The following is a 21,249-nucleotide window of genomic DNA, read 5'->3' as shown; positions in this document are numbered from 1 at the left end:
CTACCGGCCCTGCACGTCGGTCTATAGTGCTCGCCTGGTCTTTGACATTCGCCGAACGACAGAGTTGCAAGCCGCTCGCAAAAATCTGCACGAGAGTGCACTCTAAAAATTCAAAGTGCACTTTTCGTCTCCTCCCCACTTGTGGGGAGGGGGACCGCGAAGCGGTGGAGGGGCTGTTCAAGTCCCACAGGCGCCTGCGATGCGATGAGCGCCCCTCCGTCTCTCCGCATCGCTCCGTGCCGCCTCCCCACAAATGGGGAGGAGACGGCGGCCGTCACCCCATGCCGATTCCGGCGCCCGATCCGCCGCCGGGCACCTTGGCCACGTCCAGCAGCTTCAGCCGGAAGATCAGCACCGAATTGGCCGGAATCTTGGGATTGCCCTGCTCGCCATAGCCCAGCTCGGGCGGCACATAGAGCAGCCATTCGTCGCCGACCCGCATCTTCTGCAAGGCTTCGGTCCAGCCCTTGACCACCTCCTCGGGCGTGAACACCGCCGGGGCGCCGCGCGCGAACGAGCTGTCGAACACCGTATTGTCGACCAGCTTGCCCTCGTAATCGACCTTGACCAGATCGTTGCGGTCCGGGCTGACGCCGCCCGCCGGTCCCGCCTGCACCACCTTGTATTGCAGCCCGCTGGGCAGCGTGACCACACCCTCTTCCTTGGCGTTCCTGGCCATGAAGGCGGCCGCCTCGGCCTTGCCCACGTTCGGATCGACCGGCGCGGCCTGGCCACAGCCCGCCAGCAGCACAGCAGCGAGCAGCGCCGCCCTACCCCATCCGAAGTTCATAGCCGCGTTCCTTCAAGGCCTCGCCGATCTCGTCGGCGTGGGCGCTATCGCGCGTTTCGACCATGATGTCGAACTCGGCGCCCTTGGCCGGAACGTCCAGGGCCAGACGGTTGTGGACTACGTCGATGATATTGCCGCCCAGCCCCCCGATCACCGCCGCCATGGCCGACAGCATCCCCGGCCGGTCGTCGCCCAGGATGCGATAGACCAGCAATCTCCGTTCACGGACCATCTCACGGTTCAGCACCACCGCCAGCATCCGTGCGTCGATATTGCCGCCGGTCAGCTCGATGCCGACCTTCATCCCCTTGAACCGCTCGGGATAGCGCAGCAACGCCGCCAGACCGCCGGCCCCGGCGCCCTCGCACACCGTCTTCTCCATCGTCGCCATATAGGAGACGCCGCGTTCGAAATCGGCCTCGTCCACCACGAAGACCTCGTCGATCAGCCGGTCCGCCAGGCCGAAGGGGATGTCGCCCACCGCCTTGATGGCGATGCCCTCGGCGATGGTCTGGCCGGTGCAGACCGGCGGCTGGCCCGCCCGTTTGGCGGTGAAGGACGGATAGCGGGCCGCCTCGACGCCATAGACCTTGATGTCCGGCCGCATCGCCTTGGCCGCGATGGCGCAGCCGGCGATCAGGCCCCCGCCGCCGATCGGCACGATCAGGGCCTCGATCTCGGGCGCGTCCTCCAGGAACTCGATGGCGCAGACGCCCTGGCCCGCCACGATCCCCTCGTCGTCGAAGGCCGAGACGAAGACATAGCCGTTCTGGGCCTCCAGCCGCTTGGCCTCCTCGGTCGCGCCGGTGAAGTCCAGGCCGTGGATCACCACCGTCGCCCCGTGCTGGCGGGTGCCGTTGATCTTGGCGAAGGGGGTGCCCTCGGGCATGACGATGGTCACCGGCACGCCCAACCGCCCGCCGTGATAGGCCAGGGCCTGGGCGTGGTTGCCGGCGCTGGCCGCCACCACGCCGCGCCGGCGCTCGTCCGGGCTCAGCAGCAGCAACCGGTTCAGGGCGCCGCGCTCCTTGAAGCTGCCGGTGAAGTGCAGATTGTCGAACTTGACCCAGACCTCGGCCCCGGTCAGCTGCGACAGCCGGCGGGAATGGCGGGTCGGGGTGTGGTCGACAGAACCGGCGATGCGGGCGCGGGCGGCTTCGATGTCGGCGAAGGTGACGGTCATACGGGCGGTTTCCAGGCGTTCGCCTCGAAGGGGGGCGAGTTCACGGGGGCCTGTTTCGCGCGTTGTCGCGCCCCGGTCCAGAGCCGCGCGATCTTGACCGTGGAAGTCGGCCCCGCGGTCGTGCGATAGTGGCGCGGGTCGTCCCCCGCGGCCCGTCTGCTTTCGGAGGAAAAGCCCATGTCCCGCCGCCTCACCCTCGCCGCGACCGCCATCGCTGGCCTGACCCTGACGGCGCTCGCCGCCTGCGCCCCCACCGTCGGCGGCGGCCTGCCCGGCCGCGCCGCGCCGGGCGCCTTCATCGAATCGGATTTCGCCTGGTCTCAGGTTCCCGGCCGCAACGCCATCCAGGGCCAGATCGCCTTCGCCCAGGACGGCAAGACCTTCGCCTGCGTCGGCAACATCGGCCTGACGCCCGACACCCCCTACACCCGCGCCCGCTTCCGCACCCTGTACGGCTCGACCGAGCGCGCCGCCATCCCGGCCGCCGTGGTCCGCGCCCGCACCGTGGCGGACGCCAACGCCAACTATTCGTCCTATGTCCGCTCAGAACAGTGCCGGGACGGCCGTTTCCAGTTCGACGGCCTGCCGGATGGCGGCTGGTTCGTGATCGCGCCGGTCAAGGCCGACGGCGATCCCATCGTCCTGATGCGCCACGTCCAGACGCGGGCCGGACGGGTGGTTTCGCTGACCCTCTAGCGCCATCGGATCAAGGTCCGGGCTGTGGCGCCGGCACCGCGTGTCACGAAGATGCGACCCCGGTAACGCGGGTCGCCATCTTCTGGCCGCGAGCGCCGCGGACTGATCCAGGCTTCTATGCGCCAGTCGGGGGAGCGTTTCTTGTCCCAACACAATATCATCGGATCCGAGGCCTTTACGCGCGGCCCCTCGGTCATCATCCGCAAATACAAGTCCGGCGGGCTGCGCCGCAGACGCGCCAAGACGGTGACCACCTTCATCGCCGGGGCCGCCGCGATGCTGACGGCCGGACTGATCGCCGCGGCGGCCATCTACGGCCCCGCCCTGGCCAGCTGACGCCGGCCCAGGCGGGGCGGTCGCGTCAGGCCAGCCAGACCATCATCCGCGTATCCGCCTCGGCCGCCCGCGCCCGGCTCCAGGCGCGGCGCGTTTCGCCGGTGTAGAGGAAGCCGGCCTTCTCCAGCACCCGGCCCGAGGCGGGGTTGTCGGCGAAGTGGCCGGCGACCAGCGCCCGGCGCTTCCACTTGCGGCTGGCCCAGACCAGGGCGGCGTCCAGCGCTTCGGTGGCGAAGCCCCGACCCCAATACTCCCGCCCGATCCAGTAGCCGACCTCGGGCGCCCGATCCTCGCCCTCGAACAGGCCGATCACGCCGATGGGGCCGACGTCCTCGTGGTCGATGACAAAGGTGTTGGCCCGCGCCGGGTCCTGGGACGCGACCTGCAGCACGAAGTCGTCGGCGTCGCGAACCTGAAACGGGTGCGGCATCCGCTTGGTCATGCGCGCGATGTCCAGGTCGTTCGCCAGGGCGGCGATGCGCGGCGCGTCCTGGGGCGCTGGCGCGCGCAGCATCAGACGCCGCGTCTCGACGACGGGGGAGGTTTCAATGACGCACATGGCGATCGCCTCGATTCTATCGACCATCTCCTTGAAGGGCTCGGACGGTCTTCGAGGCGGGGAACGCAAACGGGGAGCCTGGTGATCCAGACTCCCCGCGGAATATTTTCCCTGGTCCGGATCGGCTGCTTTGTGAGCAACGCGATCCGGTCAATTCCAGACTGCGTTACTCGGCGGCGAGCGCCTGTGCGGCGTCGTCATTCGCCGCGAGAATCGATACGTAACAACGGCCGCCACGTTTGGTGGTGAACTTCACCGCGCCCTGGGTCAGGGCGAACAGGGTGTGGTCGCGGCCCATGCCGATGTTGTCACCCGGATGGAAGGTGGTGCCGCGCTGACGCACGATGATGTTGCCGGCCAGCACGCGCTCGCCGCCGAACTTCTTCACGCCGAGGCGCTTGGACTGGGAGTCGCGACCGTTACGCGACGAACCACCGGATTTCTTGTGAGCCATTTGATCGCTCCGTTCCTATGGCCGGGCCCACGGGGCTCAGCGCAGTTCTTGTTCCAACACCTGGGCGCCGCTGCGGGTGCCGCAGAAATTCTTAAGCTTCGTCGCCTGCGGCTTCAGCCTTGGGCGCAGCCTTCTTCTTGGCCGGCGCCTTCTTGGCGGGAGCGGCTTCGACTTCGGTCTCAGCAGCGACCGGCTCGGCGGCGCCGCGGGCGGCCAGATTGCGGGCCCGCAGATTGATCTCGGCCTTGGTGGTCAGGTCGACCGTGCCGTCCCACTTGGCGGTCTCGCCGGCGCCTTCGATGCCGGTGATGCGCAGGACCGATTCCATCTGACGGTGGCCGTTGGTGCGGCGATAGCCCTGACGGCGGGTCTTCTTGAAGATCTTGATCTTCTCGCCCTTGCGGGTTTCGACCAGGGTCGCGCCGACGAAGGCGCCGTCGATCAGCGGGGCGCCCAGGGTCACGCCCTTGTCGCCGCCCAGCATCAGGACGCTGTCGAACTTCAGCTCCGCGCCGGCGTCGCCGTCGAGCTTTTCGACGACGATGGTGTCGCCCGGTTGGACCCGGTACTGCTTGCCGCCGGTCTTGATCACCGCGTACATGTTGAAGCCTCAGCGCAAACGCAAAAAAAGATACGCCCCCCGGAGATACCCCCGGCGGCGAAGAGCGGCGACATATACGGAAGGGCGTCCGAGAGTCAACGCCGAACCCGGCGGAAATTCAGCCCTGGCCGGATTATCCCCCCGCCGTGCGCCAGCCCGTGCTCAGTCCAGGGCGCAGATGTCGGGCAGGCCGCGCAGGGCGCCCGCGTGGTCCAGGCCGTAGCCGACCAGGAAGCGGTTCGGGGCCTCCCAGCCGACGAAGTCGGGTTCGGGCGCGCGAGGCCTGGGCCAGGGCTTGCGGGCGAAGACGCAGGTCAAAACCTCGGACGCCCCGGCCTGCCTGGCGATACGGACGGCCTCGGCCAGGGACAGGCCGGTGTCGAACACGTCGTCCAGTATAAGGACGCGCCGCCCCGCGATGGGACGCTGGAACGGGGCATAGATGTCGATCCGGCCCCGGCTGGTCTGTTCGTCGCCGTAGGAAGCCAGCCACAGGGCGTCGAAGCGGACGTTGCGGCCGACGCGGGCCAGGGCGCGGGTCAGGTCGGCGGCGAACCACAGGCCGCCGGTCAAAAGGACGGCCGCAACCGTCTCGTCGTCGATCACGGGTGCGATTCGCGCTGCCAGTTCGGCGACGATGCGGGCGACATCGGCCTCGGGCAAAAGGACGGTCGGCGTCGGGGAGGGATCAGCCATGATGCGAGGCCGATACCGCCTGGCCATGGGGCTTGTCCACCGCCGGCGTGTCCGCGGCCGCGCCGGCCGGACGCGCCTCGACCGGCGCGGCGTGCGGCGCATCGGCGCCGGGCGCGGTCGCCGAACGCAGGCCGTGCGAGGCCGAGGATGGCGCGGGCGAAGCCGCCGGCTGGGACGCCGGGGGCTGGGTCGTCGTGTGGGGCTGGGCCGGGGCGGGGGCAGGCGGCGGGGGCGCGAAATCCACGCCGATGCCCGCGCCGTGTCCGCCGGGATCGGGGATCAGGGCGGCGAACCCCTGCACCTTGCCGGGCAGGACGGGCGGTCCGTCGATCTTGACGATCTTTGAGCCGACCTCGGCCCCTTGCGCATCCAGCAGGGCGACGCGGATCGGGGGGGCCACGATCTCGACGTCGCGCACATTCCGCACCGCGCCGGAAACCAGGACCATGCCCGTCCGGTTCGGGGCGGACTTGGCGGTCAGGGCCTCGAAGTCCAGACCCACCAGGTTCACCGGGGCGCCGATCATCGCATAGGCGGAGGCCGCGCGGGGGAAGGCCTGAACGATCTGGACCCGGAACACGAAGGCGGCCGCGATCAGGCCGATGAAGATCGCCGCCAGTCCGGCCCAGACCACGCCGTGGGCGGCGGCCCGCCGCAGCTTCTTCTGGCGTTCGGCGCGGGCGCGAAAGGCGCGGGGCAGCTCCGGCGCCGGGGTCTCGGCCAGGCTGGCGGCCTCGGGCTCCGGCTCGGGGGATATGGCGGGGGCCACAGACGCAGCGGCCGCCGGCTCGGGCGTCAGGGTCAGTTCCAGCGGTTCGTCGGGGGTCGCGCGCCACACCTCGCCGCAGGACTGGCAGCGCACCTTGCGCCCTTCCGGGCCCACGGCGTCGTCGCGAATGAAATAGCTGGTGGCGCAGGCCGGGCAGGTCAGTATCATGTGGCTGACTGCGAGGCTGTCGCCCCCTCCCATAAGGCGCGACGTCGCGCCCCTGTTCCTGAACCCGTCATCGCATGCCGTCCGCCGAACCCGCCCTCATGACCGAGACCATGACCGAGACCGTGCGCCTGTCGGGCGTCGGCTTCGGCTATGCGGGCGCGCCCGACGTGCTGCGGGACGTTAACCTCATTCTGCCGCGCGGCTCTTTCCACTTTCTTACCGGCCCGTCGGGGGCTGGCAAGTCCTCGCTGCTGCGCCTGCTGACCCTGGCGGACCGTCCGCTGAAGGGAAGCCTTCGCCTGTTCGGCGCCGATGTCACCCATATCGATCGGCGCGACATCCCCGCCTTTCGTCGGCGCATGGGGGTGGTGTTCCAGGATTTTCGTCTGCTGGACCATCTGTCGGCCTTCGACAACGCCGCCCTGCCGCTGCGGCTGGCGGGAGGCGCCGAGGCCGATTACGCCGCCGATGTGGAGGAGATGCTGAAATGGGTGGGGCTGGGCCGGCGCATGGACGCCCGCCCCCCGGCCCTGTCCGGCGGCGAGAAGCAGCGGCTGGCCATCGCGCGCGCCGTGATCGCCCGGCCCGGCCTGATCCTGGCCGACGAACCGACCGGCAGCGTCGATGCGGTGATGGCCGACAAGCTGCTGCGCCTGTTTCAGTCGCTGAACAAACTGGGCGCCACCGTCCTGATCGCCAGTCACGACCAGGGGCTGGCCGAACGCTCCGGCGCGCGCGTCCTGAGGCTGGAGGGCGGGCAGTTGCATGAGCCGGGGCGGGCCGCCGCATGATCCGCCTGTCCGATTTCAGCCTGTCCAGCCGCCGCGCCGGCCTGTTGCCGCCCGCCGCCGCCGGAGAGCCGTGGCTGATGACGGTGATCGCCGTGCTGTGCTTCCTGGCCTGTCTCGCCGCCGTGGCCGCCTCCGCCGCCGACCGCGCCGCCCACGGCTGGGCGCGGCAGCTGGGCGCCGAGGCCACCGTGCAGGTGCGCCCCCGCGTCGGCGAGACCGGCGACACCGCCGCCGCCCGCGCGGCCGAGACCCTGTCGGGCGTCGCGGGGGTCGAGGAGGCCGCCGCCCTGGACCGCAAGGCGGCCGAGGATCTGCTGCGGCCTTGGCTGGGCGACGCGGTCCTGCCCGACCTGCCCCTGCCCCATCTGGTCACGGTGCGGCTGGACCCGCAGGCGCCCGCCAGCGCCGTGACCCTGAGCCGGGCGCTCGCCGAGGCGGGGCTGGACGCCACGGTCGACGACCACAGTCTGTGGCGCGGCGAGGTCGAACGTTCGGCCAATCTGATCACCGCCCTGGCCGGGGCGGCCTTCCTGGCGACAGCCCTGGCCGCCGCCGCCGCCATTGCCTACGCCACCCGCGCGGGCCTGGCCGCCGGGCAGGGCGTGATCGAGACCCTGAGCCTGAACGGCGCGACGGACGGTCTGATCGCCGGCCTGTTCCAGCGCCGGTTCGGCCTTCTGGCGGCGGGCGCCGGCGCGATCGGTGCGGGGCTGGCGGCGATCCTGGTCGCCTTGATGCGGCTGCTGGGCGGATCGGGCGGGCTGACGGCGGCCCTGCCGGTGGCGTGGGGCGACCTTGTGCTGCTCTCGCCATGCCCGCTGCTGGCGGCTACGGTTGCGGTTCTGGCCGCGAGATTCGCCGCCATGCGGGTTTTGGCCTCAGGCGCGGCCGCGAGCTGGAGGGACGCATGAGACTGTTGAGCGTCGTCTTCATCGCCGGTCTGATCTGGCTGGTCGGCCTGTTCGCCTTCGCCCACCGGGTGCGCGAACTGACGCCGCCCGACGATCCCGCGCGCGCCGACGCCATTGTGGCCCTGACCGGCCCGTCGGCCGAGCGCGTCAACGCCGCCATCCGCCTGCTGGAACAGGGCAAGGGCGAACGGGTGCTGATTTCCGGCGTCAACCGCGAGGTCCGTCGCCGCGAACTGCGCGAACTGACCCCCGGCTCCAGCCGCCTGTTCAACTGCTGCGTCGACCTGGGGTTCGAGGCCGAGGACACGGTCGGCAACGCCCAGGAGATCGCCGCCTGGGCGCGGTCCAAGGGCTATCGCAGCCTGATCGTGGTGACATCCGACTATCATATGCCGCGCTCGCTGGTGGAGATCCGGGGTCAGCTTCCGGGGGTCAAGCTGACGCCCTACGCCGTCGCGACCCCGTCGCTGGACAATACGCGCTGGTGGCGGGCGGCGGTCACGGCGCGGCGCATGACGCTGGAATATATGAAATACCTGGCTGTCCTGGGACGCGAGGGCGTGCGTCGCCTGACCCGCGACCGGCCCGCAGCCGCCGCCACGCCCATTTCCGCAGCCGAAGAAAAGGCCCCGCCTAAGTGAACATCCTTCGGTCCCTCCTCTTCACGGCCTGGCTTTATCTGTCGATGCCGGTCGTCGCCGTCGGCCTGTCGCCCGCCCTGCTCCTGCCGCACCGCTTCGCCATGGGCGTGGTCAGGTTGTGGGCCAGGATCGTCCTGTTCGGCCTGCGCTGGATCGCGGGCGTGAAGGTGGAGTTCCGGGGTCTGGAGAACTGTCCCTCCGGCGCCGCCCTGGTCGCATCCAAGCATCAGGGGATGCTGGACATCGTGGCCCTGCTGGCGGTGTTGCCCGACGCCTGTTTCGTCATGAAGAAAGAGCTGATGCCCCTGCCCTTCTTCGGCTGGTTCGCCTGGAAGGCCAGGATGATCGCCGTGGACCGCGCCGGTCACGCCAAGGCGTTGAAGGACATGACCCGCCAGGCCAGGGACCGCCTGAGCGAAGGCCGCCAGATCGTCATCTTCCCCGAAGGCACACGCAACGATCCCGGCGCGCCCGGCGATTACAAGCCCGGCGTCGCGGCCATCTATCGCGATCTGGAGGGGCCCTGCTGGCCCGTGGCCACCAACTCGGGCGTCCACTGGCCGGCGCACGGCTTCCGTCGCCGCCCCGGCGTGGTGGTGTTCGACTTTCTGGAGCCGATCCCCGCCGGGCTGAAGCGCGGGGCCATGATGGCGTTGCTGGAAAGTCGCATCGAGACGGCATCATTGGCCTTGTTGGAGCCAAAAGCGACGCTTACGCATTCCGACCCGGCCTGAACTCCCCGCTCAGTCGCAGTGAAATGGAAACGCCCGTGCTTCGTCCCCTTCTTCTGTCCGTCGCCTTCGCCGCCATCGCCGGTTCGGCCTTGGCCCAATCCCAGCCCTATGAGGAGGTCGAAACGCCCAAGACCTGGCGCGTGGATGTCGGCGGCGGCATCACCCACGGCTTCAGCGCCACGGGCAATACGGGCGACGACATCAACTACACCGCCTGGGGTTCGGCGACCTACAAGGACATCGTCTACGCCAACGGCCTGGACGGCGTGGGGTGGAATGCGGTGAAGACCGACGACCTGCGCGCGGGCGTGCAGATCCGCCCGCGATTCGCCGCCGGCGACATCGAGGGCTCCAGCCTGGATCGGCCGGGCCTGGGCGCCGATGCGGCCCTTTACGCCTACAAGCGGTTCGGCGGGATCGTGGTCGGCGGCCGCATCGCCCAGGACGTTTCGGGCGACCACGCGGGAACCCAGTATTTCGCCTCGGTCGGACACCAGCGCGTCACGCCCGTGGGCCTGCTGCGCGTCACCGGCTATGTCGTCGGCGGCAGCGACGAGCGTATCCAGCGCTATTACGGCGTCACCGCCGAACAGGCGCCCGGCAGCGGCTTTCAGCCCTATAATCCGTCCGGCGGCCTGTCAGGTGCGGGCGCCGTCGCCTTCCTGGCCATTCCGATCGGCAAACGGTTCGGCGTCGGCGGCTTCGTCAACTACGAACAGCGCCTGGGCGACACCAAGGACAGCCCTCTGGTCAGCGACGACCACGTCTGGCGCGCCGGCCTGATCGGCGTGGTGCGGTTCTCCAGCGCGGATTGAAGCTCAAGCACCCTTTGGATGCCGCTCCTGCCATGTCTGGCGAGAGCGGCGTACATCGGCCTCGCTAGCGTGCGGATCGATGTTACACCCGTAAAACTGTCCCGGCATGGTCCTGCCGTTCGCATCCAAGATAGGCGGTCCTTCGATAGCCAATCCACCCATGGCTTCGCATCGTTGAGACGGATCAGTCGGCAAAGGCTGCAAGCGTGCGGCACAGGCTGACAGACCTAATGCCGCACCGCAGACCATCCCCAACCGGCGAACAATCATGGTCTATTGCGCCGCAAACTCGCTCAGAGCGTCGATCACGGCCCGGTTCTGGTCTTCCGTGCCGATGGTGATGCGCAGGGCCTGCGGCAGGCCATAGCCGCCGACGGGGCGGACGATGATGCCCTTGAGGTTCAGATAGTCGTTGGCGGCGGTGGCTTCATCCGCCCCCTTGAACACCACCAGCACGAAGTTGCCCGCGCTGGGCAGGACCTCGAAGCCGAAGCCGCGCAGGGCCTGGGTCAGGCGCGGCTTCCATGTCGTGATCAGTTCGCGCGAGGCTTCCTGGTGCGCCGTGTCGGACAGGGCGGCCGTCGCCGCCTCCAGCCCCGGAACCGAGACGTTGAACGGCAGGCGGATGCGGTCGATGGCCTCGGCCACCGCGACCGGCGCATAGCCGAAGCCGATGCGCAAACCGCCCAAGCCGTGGATTTTGGAGAAGGTGCGGGTGACGACGACGTTCGATGCGTCCCTGGCCAGCGGGAAGGCGGTCTCCCAGTCGGCCTCGGTCACATATTCCGCATAGGCCTCGTCCACGACCAGGATGACGCGGCTGGGCAGGGCGGCGTGCAGACGGCGGATTTCCTCGGCCGTGTTGTAGCTGCCGGTCGGGTTCGACGGATTGGAGACATAGACGATCCTGGTCCGCTCATCGACCTGGGCCAGCAGGGCGTCGACCTCGGCCTTGAAGTTCGGCTCGGGCGCCAGCTTGACCTGGGCTTCGCAGCCCAGGGCGCTGATGCGGTAGGCCAGGAAGCCGTACTGGCCGCAGACGATGTTGTCGCCCGCCGTCAGATAGGTCTGGTTCAACAGGGCGAAGACCTCGTCCGAACCATTGCCGAAAATCAGCCGCTCGGGCTCCAGCCCATGCAGTTCGGCGACCGCGTCGCGCAGCTTCGTCGCGCGGCCGTCGGGATAGATGTGGATGTTCTTTACGGCGGCCTCATAGGCGGCGCGCGCCTTTTCCCCGGCGCCCAGCATATTCTCGTTGGACGACAGCTTCATCGGCTCGGCGACGCCGGCGATGGACGACTTGCCGCCCACATAGGGCGCGATATCGAGGATGCCGGGCTTCGCCACGGGGCCTTGGGGTGCGGTCGCGTCGGTCATGAAAAGCCTTGATCTCAGAAGATGGGGGCGGCGCCGATGACGCCGTTCAATCGGCCGGGCGCGGTCTTCAGCCGCCCGTCGTCGGCCTGCACATAACCCGTCAGCACGAACAGCTTCAACCCGCCCGCCGCCGCCAGGGGGTCGGCGATCAGCCCCGCTCCACTCAGCGCGTCCGCGATCTTGACCTCGGACCAGCCGCTGTCGGTGACCCAGAAGCTGCGGTCGTCGCCGCTGGGGCCGGACGGCTCCCTGGACACGACAAAGGCCTGGGGCCGCCCGCGCCGGTCGTCGGGCAGGGCGGCGACGATCCGAAGGTCCGGCCGCGCCAGCAGCCGCCCCCACCATGGCCGATCGGACGTCAGGTCGATCACGGCGCGCGATCCCGAATCCGCCGCCTTCAGCGCGTCCTCGGCGGACAGGGGGCGGACGCCCAGGCCGAACCGGTCCGTGGCCAGGGCCTGGGCCAGACCGCCGCTGGCGACCAGGGCCGGGCCGGTCGCCGCATCCAGCCGGCCCCAGACCGTCCGGATCACGGCGGCCTCGGTGGGCGACAGGCCCTCCAGCAGCGCGCGCAGGGCGATGGCGGCGGCGTCCGGCCGGTCGCGCGGCCCGGCCGCGATGCGTGCGGCCACGGCGCGGACCACCGCCCGGTCCAGCGCCAGCAGGTCGCGGTCCATCTGCGGTTCGTCCAGCAGGGTCATCAGAACAGCTTCGGCGCCGGGGCCAGGGGGAAGGGCCCCAGCCAGGTTCGACCGTCGCGGAACACCAGCGTCAGGGGCAACTGCTCCTGCCCCGCCGCCTCGGCGGCCCCGGCGGCGGCCGCCGCGCCCGCCGCGCCGATGCGGTTGACCGTCCCCTGCCGCGTCGCCATCAGGCCTGACAGTGCCGGCAGAGGCTTTTGCGCCTGAAGCGACACCTGTCCCGTCAGCCGCCCGTTCGCATCCGCCTTCAACAGGTCGCTGGTCAGGGTGGCGCGGCTGTCGCCTGCCTGAAGATCGCCGCGCACGTCGCGAAAGGCGCCACCCGCCCGGGTCCAGGCGGAAAAGACCCCGGCGGCGTCCCCGCCGGTCTTCAACAGGCTGGCCCGGCCGATCACGGCCTCCAGCTGGGTGGTCAGATAGCCGTCCTGGGCGAAGCCCTCGACCGGCCCGTCGGCGCGCCCCTGACCACCGACCAGACGGAACATCACATCGACATCGTCGGCCGGCGCGGTCGAGCCCTCCAGATGCGGCCGGGCGTATAGTTCGATCCGTTCGGCGCGGGCGATGGGAAAGGGCTCGGCCCCCGTCTGGGTCGTGAAGATCGGATTGACCATCTCCAGCGCCAGATTGGGCCAGCGCTGATCGATGCCGCTCGCGCTCATGCGGATGGCGTCGCCCTTGACCGCCACCTCGCCCTTGCCGGCGCGGGTCAGGACCAGCCCTTGCGGCGCCACGACCACCCATTTGGTCGGCTGATAGGCGTTGGCCTCGGCGGTCAGTTCGGGCGCGGCCAAAGCGTGGCCCGACGGCATGCCGATCACCAGCCTGTCCAGCATGACATGGGTGCGGAACGGCCAGCCGGTGATGGTCTTGTCGTCATAGCGCACGGTCCAGCCGCCCTGGCGCAGGGTCTGGACCTGGGCCTCCAGCCGCGTGTCGATCTGGCGCGTCAGATAGAACCACCAGCCGGTCCAGCCCGCCAGGACGATCAGCACCAGGATGAAGGGCGAATACAGGCCCTTGCGGCTGTGTCGTTTCGGCGGGGTTTCGGTCATGCAGGCTCCGGTGTTCGACGCCCTATACCGCAGTCGGGCGATGGGTTTCTAGGCGGTCAGATCGGCCATGACGGCGTCGGCGGCGCGCCGCGCGTCCTCGGGCGCGATCTCCAGCAGAAGGCCCCGTTGTCCCGCATTGATCAGGATGCGGTCGAACAGGATCGCCGTCTCGTCAAGGGCGGTCCTGACGGCCTTTCGCTGACCGAACGGGCTGACCCCGCCGACCTTGAAGCCGGTCAGCCGCTCGGCGTCGGCGGGCTTCATCATCTGGGCCGACTTGCCCCCGAACACGGCCGCCAGCTTCTTCATGCTGACCTCGCAGTCGGAGGGAACGACGACGCAGGCGGGCGCGCCGTCGACCAGGGTCATCAGGGTCTTGAACACCTGTTCCGGCGCCCAGCCCAGGGCCTCGGCCGCCTGCAACCCCGTGCGCGGCGCGTCGGGATCGTAGTCGTAAGGGTGCAGGTTGAAGGCGATCCCACCCTTGCTCAGGGCGACGGTCGCGGGCGTGGTCTTCGACATTTCAGGTCGTCTCGGAATTGAGGAAGCTTTTCGTCAGTTCGACCGCATCGGCCAGACCCATGCGCTGGACCTCGGTCCCCGGCGGCAGGCTGGCGAACAGGCGGGTGGGGGTGGCGGCGTCCAGCATCAGAAACACCCCCTTGTCGTCGCCGCGCCGGATCAGCCGCCCGAAGGCCTGGGCGATGCGGGCGCGGGCCAGGGCGTCGTCGTAGCCTTTTCCTCCCAGCCGCTCGCGCCGCGCCTTGTGCAGCAGGTCCGGGCGCGGCCACGGCACGCGGTCGAAGGCCAGGACGCGAAGGGACCGGCCCGGCACGTCCACCCCGTCGCGCACGGCGTCGGTGCCCAGAAGGCACGAGTTCTCCTCCACCCGGAACATGTCGACCAGCGCCCCGACCTCCAGCGGATCGACGTGCTGGGCGTACAGCGGCACGCCCGATCGGGCCAGGTCCGGCCCCAGCCGTTCATAGACCGCCTTCAGACGACGGATGGCGGTGAACAGGCCCAAGCCCCCGCCGCCCGCCGCCAGGAACAGTTCGCGCATCGCCGCCGCCGTCTGGCGCGGATCATCCTTGACCAGGTCGTTGACGACGATGACCCGGCTGTTGGCCGCATAGTCGAACGGGCTTTCGACCTTCAGGGTGCGCGGCGGCTCGATCAGGCGCGCCGATCCCGTCCGCATCCGCGCCAGATCGAACGGGTCGTCCTGCAAGGGATCGGACAGGGTGGCGGACGTGACCAGCACCCCGTGCGACGGCGCGATCACGGCGGCCTCCAGCGGCACGGTCGGGTCGATCCAGTGACGGCGCAGGGCCACGTCGTGGATGCGGCCGAACGCGGTCTCGGCCGACAGCCAGTCGACGAAATCGGGATCGGGCTGGTCGCCGCCGTCCTCCAGCGCCGCCAGCATGGATCGCCACCCCGGCAGGGTCATGCGCGCGCGCCGGTCCAGCCCGCGCAAGGCCCCCTCGATCCGCGACCGCTGCGACCCGTCCAGCTCGGCCGCCTCATCGTCCAGAATGTCCTCCAGATGCCGCGACAGGGCCAGCAGCGGCGCCTCTATGGCCGCCAGCGACTGCGCCGCCGCACGCGCAGCCTCCGCCACCTGATCGGTCACCGGCTTCAGCGCGCATTCCATGCCGAACTCCGGCCCGCCATAGGTGTTCGTCTCGGCCGTTCGCGCCCTCAGCTGATCAAGCGCGGCGGCCAGAAACGCCTCGATCGGCCCGATGGGATTGACCTCGCCTGAGGCCGGGGCGACCCGACCCGACACCCCCTCGCCCGGCAGGGCGGCCGAGGCGCGGATGGCGTCCTGAAGCGATTTCAGCGCCGCCTCGTTGTCGTTGACCATGTCGCCCAGACGCTGCTCCAGCCCGCGCCCGCGACGGCCCCGCCCCTCCGGCCCGCGTATCCAGCGGCGCAGTTCGGCCGCCTCCTGACCGGACAGACAGGCGGAAAAGGCGCTGTCGGCGGCGTCGAACAGGTGGTGGCCCTCGTCGAAGACGATCCGCTTCAGCGCCGCCGTCTCGCCGTCCTGCTGCTGGCCCCGCGCCGACCGCGCCCCGTCGAACGCGGCCTGGGTCAGGACCAGCGCATGATTGGCCACCACGATGTCGGCCTTGCGGCTGGCGCGGATGGTCTTCTCCACGAAACAGGTGCGGTAGTGCGGACAGGCGGCGTGGACGCATTCGCCGCGCCGATCCACCAGATTGGCCGCCCCTGCCGCATGGGCCGGGGGCGTCGCGAACAGGCCGGGCAGCCAGCCGGGAAAATCCCCGCCGGTCATGTCGCCGTCGCGCGTGTGCAGCGCCCAGCGACCGGCCAGGGCCAGGCCGATCAGGTCGCCGTTCCCCAGCTGGGCCGCCTGAACCATATCCTGCAGGTTCAGGACGCACAGATAGTTCTCGCGCCCCTTTCGGATCACCGCCTTCTTCTTGCGTTCGGCCGGGTCGGGCCACAGCGAATGGCTCTCGCGGTCGATCTGGCGTTGCAGGGCGCGGGTGTAGGTGGAAATCCACGCCGCCCCCTGGTTCCGCTCGGCCCACAGGGAGGCGGGCGCCAGATAGCCCAGGGTCTTGCCCGTGCCGGTCCCCGCCTCGGCCAGCAGCACGCGCGGGCGACCTTCTTCATTCCTCGGCGAAAAGGCGAAGGCGGCCTCGGCGGCGTAATCCGATTGCGTCGGCCGCGTCTCATCCAGACCCGAGGCCTGAAGCAGTTTCTCCAGCCGGATGCGCGCGCTCTCGCTGTCGACCGGCGCCGACCCCGCCTCGCCGCGCGGCGCCTCGTCCTCCCATTCGGTCAGGCGCGACCACGCATCCAGCCCCGATCCACGATGCTGGCGCGCCCGCACCCCGCCCGCCTCCAGCGCCTGAACCACCCGATCCCCCCAGGCCCAACCGGCGCGCTGCATGGTCAGAGCCAGAACATAGGCGGCCTCGCGTTCCGGATAGGCCGGCTGGGCCAGTTCGCCCAGAAGGGCCTGCGCCGCTTCTCGCAGCGCCGCCGCCTGATCCTCGGGCGATTTCGGCTCGGCTCGCCCCAACGCCAGCGCCAAGCCCGTCGGCGACGGGGCGCAGAACCGCGCTGGACGCACGAAGGCGTACAGCTCCAGCACATCCATCAGATCGGACGATCGCCCAGGCGGCGTCAGTCCCAGCCGCCGCGCCGTCAGCGACGCATGGGCGACCAGCACCGGCCCGGTCGAAAACACCCCCTCGGCCGCCCCCCGCCCGATCTTCCTGGCCCCCGCCCCATCGCACACCGCCCCCGCCCCCGGCGGCGTCGCCAGCGCAGGCGGCAGATCGGCCCAGGGCTCGGCGCCCGTCGGGCGGGTTTCAGCGATGACGGATTCGTCGGACACGTCGGCAACATAGCGAGCCGAACATCGAAACGGAACGGGAACATCTGGTTTCGGTTGTCATACGGCTCTATATGTCGGGCGAACGAGGAGATCGCCGTGAACAAACCGATTGATCCTACGAACTGGCTGGTTGCGATGGCCGAAAAGATCGAGACCGAAGGCCCTCAGACGATCGAGGTCGCCGGCCACGGTCGTGTGACCTTGATCGCCGAGACCGAATTCCGGCGATTGAGAGAAAGAAAGCCGAGTTTCAAGGAATGGCTTCTGACAGGCCCCAGGCTCGACGACGTTGAAATCGAGCGCGATCCACGTCCCAGCCGAGACTTTTCTTTTTGAAATATCTGCTCGACACGAACGCCATCAGCGAAACGTTGAAGTCCCGACCCAATGAGGGGTTTCTCGACTGGCTGGACACGGTCGTCTCGCTGCCTGAAGAACTCGACGACACCCTATACGTCAGCGTTCTGTCGTTGGCCGAAATGCGACGCGGCGCTCTGAAGCTGCCGTCCAGCCCACGACGCGAGGAGATCGAACGGCGCATTGCGGGGATGGTCGAAGATTACAATGATCGGCTTCTAACCGTGAATCTCGCGGTCGGAGAACAATGGGCCATACTGGCCGAACATTATAAGCGAAGCGGGATCACAGTTGGATTGATCGACGAGTTGATCGCTGCGACCGCCCTCGCCAATGATCTGACCCTGGTCACACGCAACATTCGGCACTTCGAACATTCCGGGTGCAAGCTGCTGTCGCCTTGGAGCGAATGACGCCGCTTCCCCCGCTCTTCGCCGACTGGTTCGCCAGCCGTGGTTGGTCGCCTCGGCGGCATCAGCTGGAGATGGTCGCGGCGGGCCAGGCGGGTCGGCACGCCCTGCTGGTCGCGCCGACCGGCGGGGGCAAGACGCTGGCGGGGTTTCTGCCCAGTCTGATCGACCTGGCCGAACGGGGGCCGAGGCCGCAGACCGGGCCGGGGTCGGGGGTGCATACCCTCTATCTGTCGCCGCTGAAGGCTCTGACTACCGACGTCGAGCGCAATCTGATGACGCCGATCCGCGAGATCGGGCTGAACATCCATGTCGAGACGCGCACCGGCGACACCAAACAGTCCAAGCGCCAGAGGCAGCGGGACTTTCCGCCCGACATCCTGCTGACCACCCCCGAGCAGTTGGCCCTGTTCTGCGCCTGGGAAGGGGCGCGGGCCTATTTCGCCGACCTGAAATGCGTCGTGCTGGACGAGGTCCACGCGATCTGGAGCGGCAAGCGCGGCGATCTGCTGTCGCTGGGTCTGGGGCGGCTGCAACAGTTTTCTCCGGGGATGCGGCGCGTTGGCCTCAGCGCCACCATCGAAGACCCGGACCTGATCCGGGGGTGGCTGAGCCCGTCGCCACGCATCGCAGATGTCGATCTGGTCAAGGGCGACCCCGGCGCGCCCGCCGTCATCGACGTGCTGATCTCGGAGGGCAAGGTGCCGTGGGCGGGCCATACCGGCCAGCACGCCATACCCGAGGTCTATGCCGCCATCCAGCGCGCGACCCTGGCCCTAATCTTCGTCAACACCCGCTGGCAGTCCGAGTTCGTGTTCCAGCAGCTGTGGGCGATCAACGACGATAATTTACCCATCGGTCTGCACCATGGCTCGTTGGCGGCCGAGCAGCGGCGCAAGATCGAGGCGGCGATGGCGCGGGGCGATCTGCGCGCCGTGGTCTGCACCTCGACCCTTGATCTCGGCATCGACTGGGGCGACGTGGACCTGGTCATCCAGATGGCGGCCCCGAAGGGCTCCAGCCGCCTGGTCCAGCGCATCGGCCGCGCCAACCACCGCCTGGACGAGCCGTCGCGCGCCCTTCTGGTCCCCGCGAGCCGGTTCGAGATGCTGGAATGCCAGGCCGCGCGCGAGGCGGTCGCCGCCAACGCCTTCGACTGGGAGCCGATTCACATCGGCACTCTGGACACCTTGGCCCAGCACGTCATGGGGGTCGCCTGTTCCGAGGCCTTCGACATGCAGGCCCTGTATGACGAAATCATCGGCTGCGGCCCCTATCGCGGCCTGATGTGGGAGCAGTTCGAGGAGGTGGTCGATTTCGTCGCCACCGGCGGATACGCCCTGCGGACCTATGACCGTTTCGCCCGCATCGTGCGGACGCCCGACGGCCGCTGGAAGGTCAGAAACCAGCACATCGCCCAGCGGCACCGGATGAACGTCGGCGCCATCGTCTCGGCCGGAACCCTGAACGTGCGGGTCGCCAGCCGACGCGGCGGGGCGTCGCGCCAGCTGATCGGCGGGCGCAAGGTGGGCGAGGCCGAGGAGTGGTATTTCGAACAGCTGACCCCCGGCGACACCTTCCTGTTCGCCGGTCAAGTCTGGGCGTTTCAGGGCATCACCGGGACCGACGCCCTGGTCACACACGCCACCGACAGCGATCCGAAGATTCCGTCCTGGGGCGGGTCGAAGTTCCCGCTGTCCACCTCTCTGGCCGACCGTGTCCGCACCATGATCCACGACCGCGATCACTGGCGCGTCCTGCCGCCCGACGTGCAGGAATGGATGGAGTTGCAGGAAACCCGCTCGGTCATTCCCGACGCCGAGTCCATGCTGGTCGAGACCTTCCCGCGCGGCAGCCGCCATTTCCTGGTCGCCTATCCGTTCGAGGGCAATCTGGCGCACACCACCCTGTGCATGTTGCTGACGCGGCGGCTGGACCGGCTGGGCGTCGGGCCGCTGGGGTTCGTCGTCACCGACTATGCCCTGGCCATCTGGTCGATCCGGCCCATGGACGGGATCGACCTGGACGCCCTGTTCCAGTCCGACATGCTGGGCGACGATCTGGAGGCATGGCTGGAGGAAAGCTTCATGATGAAGCGGTCCTTCCGCAATTGCGCCCTGATCTCGGGCTTGATCGAACGCCGCCAGCCGGGCGCCGAGAAGACCGGCCGCCAGGTGACCTTCTCCACCGACCTGATCTACGACGTGCTGCGCCGCCACCAACCCGACCACCTGCTGCTGAAGACCGCCCGCGCCGACGCGGCCTCGGGCCTGCTGGACGTGTCGCGCCTGGGCCAGATGCTGGCGCGGATCGAGGGGCGCATCCGCCATCAGCCCCTGACGCGTCCGTCGCCCTTCTGCGTGCCGGTGCTGGTCCAGATCGGGCGCGAGCGGGTGGGCGGCGACGCCGCCGAGATGATCCTGGACGAAAGCGCTGAAATGCTGATCGCCGAGGTGATGGACGACGACGAACCGGAAACCCACGTCGGCGGCGGCGCATGAACGCGGCCCTGCGCCAGACCCTGGCCCCGGCGCGTCGGACCTGCGGCGCGCTCAGCGTACAGGTGGCGGGCGAGATGTGCGTGCTGCGCTGTTCCGGGGCCATGTGGGTTCCGGCCCATCGCGCCCTGATCGTCGCCGACCTGCACCTGGAAAAAGGATCGGCCTTCGCCGTGCGCGGCCAGATGCTGCCCCCCTATGACAGCCGCGCAACCCTGGATCGGCTGGAGGCCGAGATCGAGGACTTGGCGCCCGACCGCGTCATCCTGTTGGGCGACAGCTTTCATGACACGCGGGCGGTCCCGCGCATGGCGGCCCAGGATCGGGCGCGGCTGGATCGGCTGGCGGCGGGGCGCGACTGGTTGTGGCTGGAGGGCAATCACGACCGCGAGGCTCTGAAGCGCGACGCCGAAAGCGCCGCCCGCCTGCCCGGCCGGATCGTCGGCGACATGATCCTGGGCGCGCTGCGGCTGACGCACGAACCGGAACCCCTGTCGGCCGACGACGACCGTCATGGCGAGGTGGCGGGCCACCTGCATCCGGCCGCCCGCGTCGCCGCCTATGGTCGCGGCGTGCGCCGGCCCTGTTTCGTCACCGACGGGCGGCGCATCGTCCTACCCGCGTTCGGGGCCTTCACCGGCGGACTGAACGTGCGCGACCCGGCCATCGCCGACCTGTTCGCGACGCCGCCACTGGCCGCCGCCCTGGGCCGCGACCGGGTTCACGCCCTGGCCTGGTCGGTGCTGCGCTGAGCGCATGATCCTCCGGCCGTTCGTAAAGCGTTCAGCACGTCGCTTCACCGCGTCTTTGCGGGGTCTGTGCAGGATGACGGCGGATCGACATCAGGGACGCCTCGACACATGCTCACGCCGCGCCGCATCGTCCTGGCCGCCCGCCTGGTCTTCGTGTTCGCCAGCCTGGGCATGGCGTTGCTGATGCTGGGGCCGTTCCAGGGCGCGGAGCAGATGTTCGGCCTGAACGACAAGGCCGCCCATGTCATCGCCTTCTATGGCATGGCCAGCGGCCTGTTCCTGATCGCCCCGCGCCAGCGTCGCGACGACCTGGCCCTGTTCGTCATCGCCGCCGCCTTCGCCGCCGAACTGTTGCAGGGGCTGACAGGCCGCAGCGTCTCGATCATCGACTTTCTGGCCGGATCGGCCGGTGTCGCCGCCGCCTGGGCGCCGGGCCGCATCGAACAGCTGCGCGACGCCTTCCGCCGCGCGCCCGACCTGACGTTGGGCGAGATCGCCCGCGTCGAACGCCGTCGGCGTCAGGGAGTGGATGCAGGCCCCCGTCCGTCGCCCGCCCTGACCGGGCGTGACTGAACG

At 69.4% G+C, this 21,249-nt stretch carries 24 protein-coding genes; 12 read left to right on the top strand and 12 right to left on the bottom strand.

Annotation, left to right across the window (positions count from 1 at the left end; genetic code table 11):
- Positions 1 to 274: 274 nt before the first annotated feature.
- A complete protein-coding gene (locus tag P0Y50_06590) occupies positions 275 to 790 on the bottom strand; it encodes an FKBP-type peptidyl-prolyl cis-trans isomerase (protein ID WEK41271.1) in 516 nt (171 codons plus the stop codon).
- Complete coding sequence (locus P0Y50_06585; protein ID WEK41270.1) at positions 771 to 1,973, bottom strand: threonine ammonia-lyase; 1,203 nt, start codon at positions 1,971 to 1,973, stop codon at positions 771 to 773. Before P0Y50_06585 ends, P0Y50_06590 begins: the two co-directional genes overlap by 20 nt.
- A gap of 177 nt (positions 1,974 to 2,150) precedes the next feature.
- Between P0Y50_06585 and P0Y50_06580 the strand changes: the two genes are divergently transcribed.
- Positions 2,151 to 2,669 carry a hypothetical protein gene (locus P0Y50_06580; protein WEK41269.1) on the top strand — a complete coding sequence of 173 codons (519 nt, stop codon included), beginning with the start codon at positions 2,151 to 2,153 and terminating at the stop codon, positions 2,667 to 2,669.
- A 141-nt stretch (positions 2,670 to 2,810) separates the two neighbouring features.
- A complete protein-coding gene (locus P0Y50_06575) occupies positions 2,811 to 3,005 on the top strand; it encodes a hypothetical protein (GenBank protein ID WEK41268.1) in 195 nt (64 codons plus the stop codon).
- A 25-nt stretch (positions 3,006 to 3,030) separates the two neighbouring features.
- On the opposite strand, the gene P0Y50_06570 is transcribed toward P0Y50_06575, so the two are convergent.
- The 5 genes from P0Y50_06570 to P0Y50_06550 all read right to left on the bottom strand — a co-directional run bounded on the left by P0Y50_06570 (position 3,031) and on the right by P0Y50_06550 (position 6,252).
- Positions 3,031 to 3,591, bottom strand: coding sequence for a GNAT family N-acetyltransferase (locus tag P0Y50_06570; GenBank protein ID WEK41267.1), 561 nt, complete (start codon positions 3,589 to 3,591; stop codon positions 3,031 to 3,033).
- Between the two features lie 139 nt (positions 3,592 to 3,730).
- Positions 3,731 to 4,018, bottom strand: coding sequence for a 50S ribosomal protein L27 (gene rpmA / locus P0Y50_06565; GenBank protein ID WEK41266.1), 288 nt, complete (start codon positions 4,016 to 4,018; stop codon positions 3,731 to 3,733).
- A gap of 91 nt (positions 4,019 to 4,109) precedes the next feature.
- Positions 4,110 to 4,619, bottom strand: a complete 510-nt coding sequence (gene rplU / locus P0Y50_06560; protein WEK41265.1) for a 50S ribosomal protein L21 — start codon at positions 4,617 to 4,619, stop codon at positions 4,110 to 4,112.
- A 162-nt stretch (positions 4,620 to 4,781) separates the two neighbouring features.
- Positions 4,782 to 5,315, bottom strand: a complete 534-nt coding sequence (locus tag P0Y50_06555) for a phosphoribosyltransferase family protein (GenBank protein ID WEK41264.1) — start codon at positions 5,313 to 5,315, stop codon at positions 4,782 to 4,784.
- A complete protein-coding gene (locus P0Y50_06550; protein WEK41263.1) occupies positions 5,308 to 6,252 on the bottom strand; it encodes a zinc-ribbon domain-containing protein in 945 nt (314 codons plus the stop codon). The genes P0Y50_06555 and P0Y50_06550 overlap by 8 nt, the downstream gene beginning before the upstream one ends.
- A 98-nt stretch (positions 6,253 to 6,350) precedes the next feature.
- Here P0Y50_06550 and P0Y50_06545 point away from each other — a divergent pair, with 98 nt between their 5' ends.
- The 5 genes from P0Y50_06545 to P0Y50_06525 are packed head-to-tail and all read left to right on the top strand — an operon-like array spanning position 6,351 to position 10,144.
- Entirely contained in the window at positions 6,351 to 7,043 is a 693-nt protein-coding gene (locus P0Y50_06545; protein ID WEK41262.1) for an ATP-binding cassette domain-containing protein, read from the top strand.
- On the top strand, positions 7,040 to 7,954 hold the full coding sequence (locus tag P0Y50_06540; GenBank protein WEK41261.1) for an ABC transporter permease: 915 nt from the start codon (positions 7,040 to 7,042) through the stop codon (positions 7,952 to 7,954). Before P0Y50_06545 ends, P0Y50_06540 begins: the two co-directional genes overlap by 4 nt.
- Positions 7,951 to 8,595, top strand: coding sequence for a YdcF family protein (locus P0Y50_06535; protein ID WEK41260.1), 645 nt, complete (start codon positions 7,951 to 7,953; stop codon positions 8,593 to 8,595). The genes P0Y50_06540 and P0Y50_06535 overlap by 4 nt, the downstream gene beginning before the upstream one ends.
- On the top strand, positions 8,592 to 9,329 hold the full coding sequence (locus P0Y50_06530) for a lysophospholipid acyltransferase family protein (GenBank protein WEK41259.1): 738 nt from the start codon (positions 8,592 to 8,594) through the stop codon (positions 9,327 to 9,329). The genes P0Y50_06535 and P0Y50_06530 overlap by 4 nt, the downstream gene beginning before the upstream one ends.
- Before the next feature lie 35 nt (positions 9,330 to 9,364).
- Positions 9,365 to 10,144, top strand: coding sequence for a MipA/OmpV family protein (locus tag P0Y50_06525; protein WEK41258.1), 780 nt, complete (start codon positions 9,365 to 9,367; stop codon positions 10,142 to 10,144).
- A gap of 273 nt (positions 10,145 to 10,417) precedes the next feature.
- Here P0Y50_06525 and hisC read toward each other — a convergent pair whose 3' ends face one another.
- From hisC to P0Y50_06500, 5 genes are read right to left on the bottom strand one after another with little or no spacing between them, the layout of a single operon-like run.
- Positions 10,418 to 11,521 (bottom strand): histidinol-phosphate transaminase, encoded by a 1,104-nt coding sequence (hisC, locus tag P0Y50_06520; protein ID WEK41257.1) that lies wholly within the window; start codon positions 11,519 to 11,521, stop codon positions 10,418 to 10,420.
- A gap of 14 nt (positions 11,522 to 11,535) precedes the next feature.
- On the bottom strand, positions 11,536 to 12,222 hold the full coding sequence (locus P0Y50_06515; protein ID WEK41256.1) for a hypothetical protein: 687 nt from the start codon (positions 12,220 to 12,222) through the stop codon (positions 11,536 to 11,538).
- A complete protein-coding gene (locus P0Y50_06510) occupies positions 12,222 to 13,277 on the bottom strand; it encodes a DUF2125 domain-containing protein (GenBank protein WEK41255.1) in 1,056 nt (351 codons plus the stop codon). Before P0Y50_06510 ends, P0Y50_06515 begins: the two co-directional genes overlap by 1 nt.
- Positions 13,278 to 13,325: 48 nt before the next feature.
- The gene (gene ybaK / locus P0Y50_06505; GenBank protein WEK41254.1) at positions 13,326 to 13,799 is read right to left on the bottom strand and encodes a Cys-tRNA(Pro) deacylase; all 474 of its coding nucleotides are present in this window, start codon (positions 13,797 to 13,799) and stop codon (positions 13,326 to 13,328) included.
- 1 nt (position 13,800) lies between these two features.
- Complete coding sequence (locus P0Y50_06500) at positions 13,801 to 16,557, bottom strand: ATP-dependent DNA helicase (protein WEK41537.1); 2,757 nt, start codon at positions 16,555 to 16,557, stop codon at positions 13,801 to 13,803.
- Between the two features lie 195 nt (positions 16,558 to 16,752).
- Between P0Y50_06500 and P0Y50_06495 the strand changes: the two genes are divergently transcribed.
- The 5 genes from P0Y50_06495 (at position 16,753) to P0Y50_06475 (ending at position 21,246) form a co-directional block, all read left to right on the top strand.
- The gene (locus P0Y50_06495) at positions 16,753 to 16,992 is read left to right on the top strand and encodes a hypothetical protein (GenBank protein WEK41253.1); all 240 of its coding nucleotides are present in this window, start codon (positions 16,753 to 16,755) and stop codon (positions 16,990 to 16,992) included.
- A complete protein-coding gene (locus P0Y50_06490; protein WEK41252.1) occupies positions 16,989 to 17,426 on the top strand; it encodes a type II toxin-antitoxin system VapC family toxin in 438 nt (145 codons plus the stop codon). Before P0Y50_06495 ends, P0Y50_06490 begins: the two co-directional genes overlap by 4 nt.
- Positions 17,423 to 19,924, top strand: a complete 2,502-nt coding sequence (locus P0Y50_06485) for a ligase-associated DNA damage response DEXH box helicase (protein WEK41251.1) — start codon at positions 17,423 to 17,425, stop codon at positions 19,922 to 19,924. Before P0Y50_06490 ends, P0Y50_06485 begins: the two co-directional genes overlap by 4 nt.
- Positions 19,921 to 20,673 carry a ligase-associated DNA damage response endonuclease PdeM gene (gene pdeM, locus P0Y50_06480; GenBank protein WEK41250.1) on the top strand — a complete coding sequence of 251 codons (753 nt, stop codon included), beginning with the start codon at positions 19,921 to 19,923 and terminating at the stop codon, positions 20,671 to 20,673. Before P0Y50_06485 ends, pdeM begins: the two co-directional genes overlap by 4 nt.
- Positions 20,674 to 20,781: 108 nt before the next feature.
- Complete coding sequence (locus P0Y50_06475) at positions 20,782 to 21,246, top strand: hypothetical protein (protein WEK41249.1); 465 nt, start codon at positions 20,782 to 20,784, stop codon at positions 21,244 to 21,246.
- The last annotated feature ends 3 nt before the right edge of the window (positions 21,247 to 21,249 follow it).

Origin of the sequence: Candidatus Brevundimonas colombiensis (genome assembly GCA_029202665.1) — a bacterium.
Classification (GTDB): Bacteria; Pseudomonadota; Alphaproteobacteria; order Caulobacterales; family Caulobacteraceae; genus Brevundimonas; species Brevundimonas colombiensis.
The sequence above is the reverse complement of the archived record's forward strand: the minus strand, read 5'-3'. Positions and strand labels throughout refer to the sequence as shown.

What these genes read in the sequence shown, in the direction of transcription:
- P0Y50_06590 (WEK41271.1), bottom strand. Translation starts at nt 790, where the DNA reads ATGAACTTCGGATGGGGTAGGGCGGCGCTGCTCGCTGCTGTGCTGCTG.
- P0Y50_06585 (WEK41270.1), bottom strand. Translation starts at nt 1,973, where the DNA reads ATGACCGTCACCTTCGCCGACATCGAAGCCGCCCGCGCCCGCATCGCC.
- P0Y50_06580 (WEK41269.1), top strand. Translation starts at nt 2,151, where the DNA reads ATGTCCCGCCGCCTCACCCTCGCCGCGACCGCCATCGCTGGCCTGACC.
- P0Y50_06570 (WEK41267.1), bottom strand. Translation starts at nt 3,591, where the DNA reads ATGGTCGATAGAATCGAGGCGATCGCCATGTGCGTCATTGAAACCTCC.
- rpmA (WEK41266.1), bottom strand. Translation starts at nt 4,018, where the DNA reads ATGGCTCACAAGAAATCCGGTGGTTCGTCGCGTAACGGTCGCGACTCC.
- rplU (WEK41265.1), bottom strand. Translation starts at nt 4,619, where the DNA reads ATGTACGCGGTGATCAAGACCGGCGGCAAGCAGTACCGGGTCCAACCG.
- P0Y50_06555 (WEK41264.1), bottom strand. Translation starts at nt 5,315, where the DNA reads ATGGCTGATCCCTCCCCGACGCCGACCGTCCTTTTGCCCGAGGCCGAT.
- P0Y50_06550 (WEK41263.1), bottom strand. Translation starts at nt 6,252, where the DNA reads ATGATACTGACCTGCCCGGCCTGCGCCACCAGCTATTTCATTCGCGAC.
- P0Y50_06545 (WEK41262.1), top strand. Translation starts at nt 6,351, where the DNA reads ATGACCGAGACCATGACCGAGACCGTGCGCCTGTCGGGCGTCGGCTTC.
- P0Y50_06540 (WEK41261.1), top strand. Translation starts at nt 7,040, where the DNA reads ATGATCCGCCTGTCCGATTTCAGCCTGTCCAGCCGCCGCGCCGGCCTG.
- P0Y50_06535 (WEK41260.1), top strand. Translation starts at nt 7,951, where the DNA reads ATGAGACTGTTGAGCGTCGTCTTCATCGCCGGTCTGATCTGGCTGGTC.
- hisC (WEK41257.1), bottom strand. Translation starts at nt 11,521, where the DNA reads ATGACCGACGCGACCGCACCCCAAGGCCCCGTGGCGAAGCCCGGCATC.
- P0Y50_06515 (WEK41256.1), bottom strand. Translation starts at nt 12,222, where the DNA reads ATGACCCTGCTGGACGAACCGCAGATGGACCGCGACCTGCTGGCGCTG.
- P0Y50_06510 (WEK41255.1), bottom strand. Translation starts at nt 13,277, where the DNA reads ATGACCGAAACCCCGCCGAAACGACACAGCCGCAAGGGCCTGTATTCG.
- ybaK (WEK41254.1), bottom strand. Translation starts at nt 13,799, where the DNA reads ATGTCGAAGACCACGCCCGCGACCGTCGCCCTGAGCAAGGGTGGGATC.
- P0Y50_06485 (WEK41251.1), top strand. Translation starts at nt 17,423, where the DNA reads ATGACGCCGCTTCCCCCGCTCTTCGCCGACTGGTTCGCCAGCCGTGGT.
- pdeM (WEK41250.1), top strand. Translation starts at nt 19,921, where the DNA reads ATGAACGCGGCCCTGCGCCAGACCCTGGCCCCGGCGCGTCGGACCTGC.
- P0Y50_06475 (WEK41249.1), top strand. Translation starts at nt 20,782, where the DNA reads ATGCTCACGCCGCGCCGCATCGTCCTGGCCGCCCGCCTGGTCTTCGTG.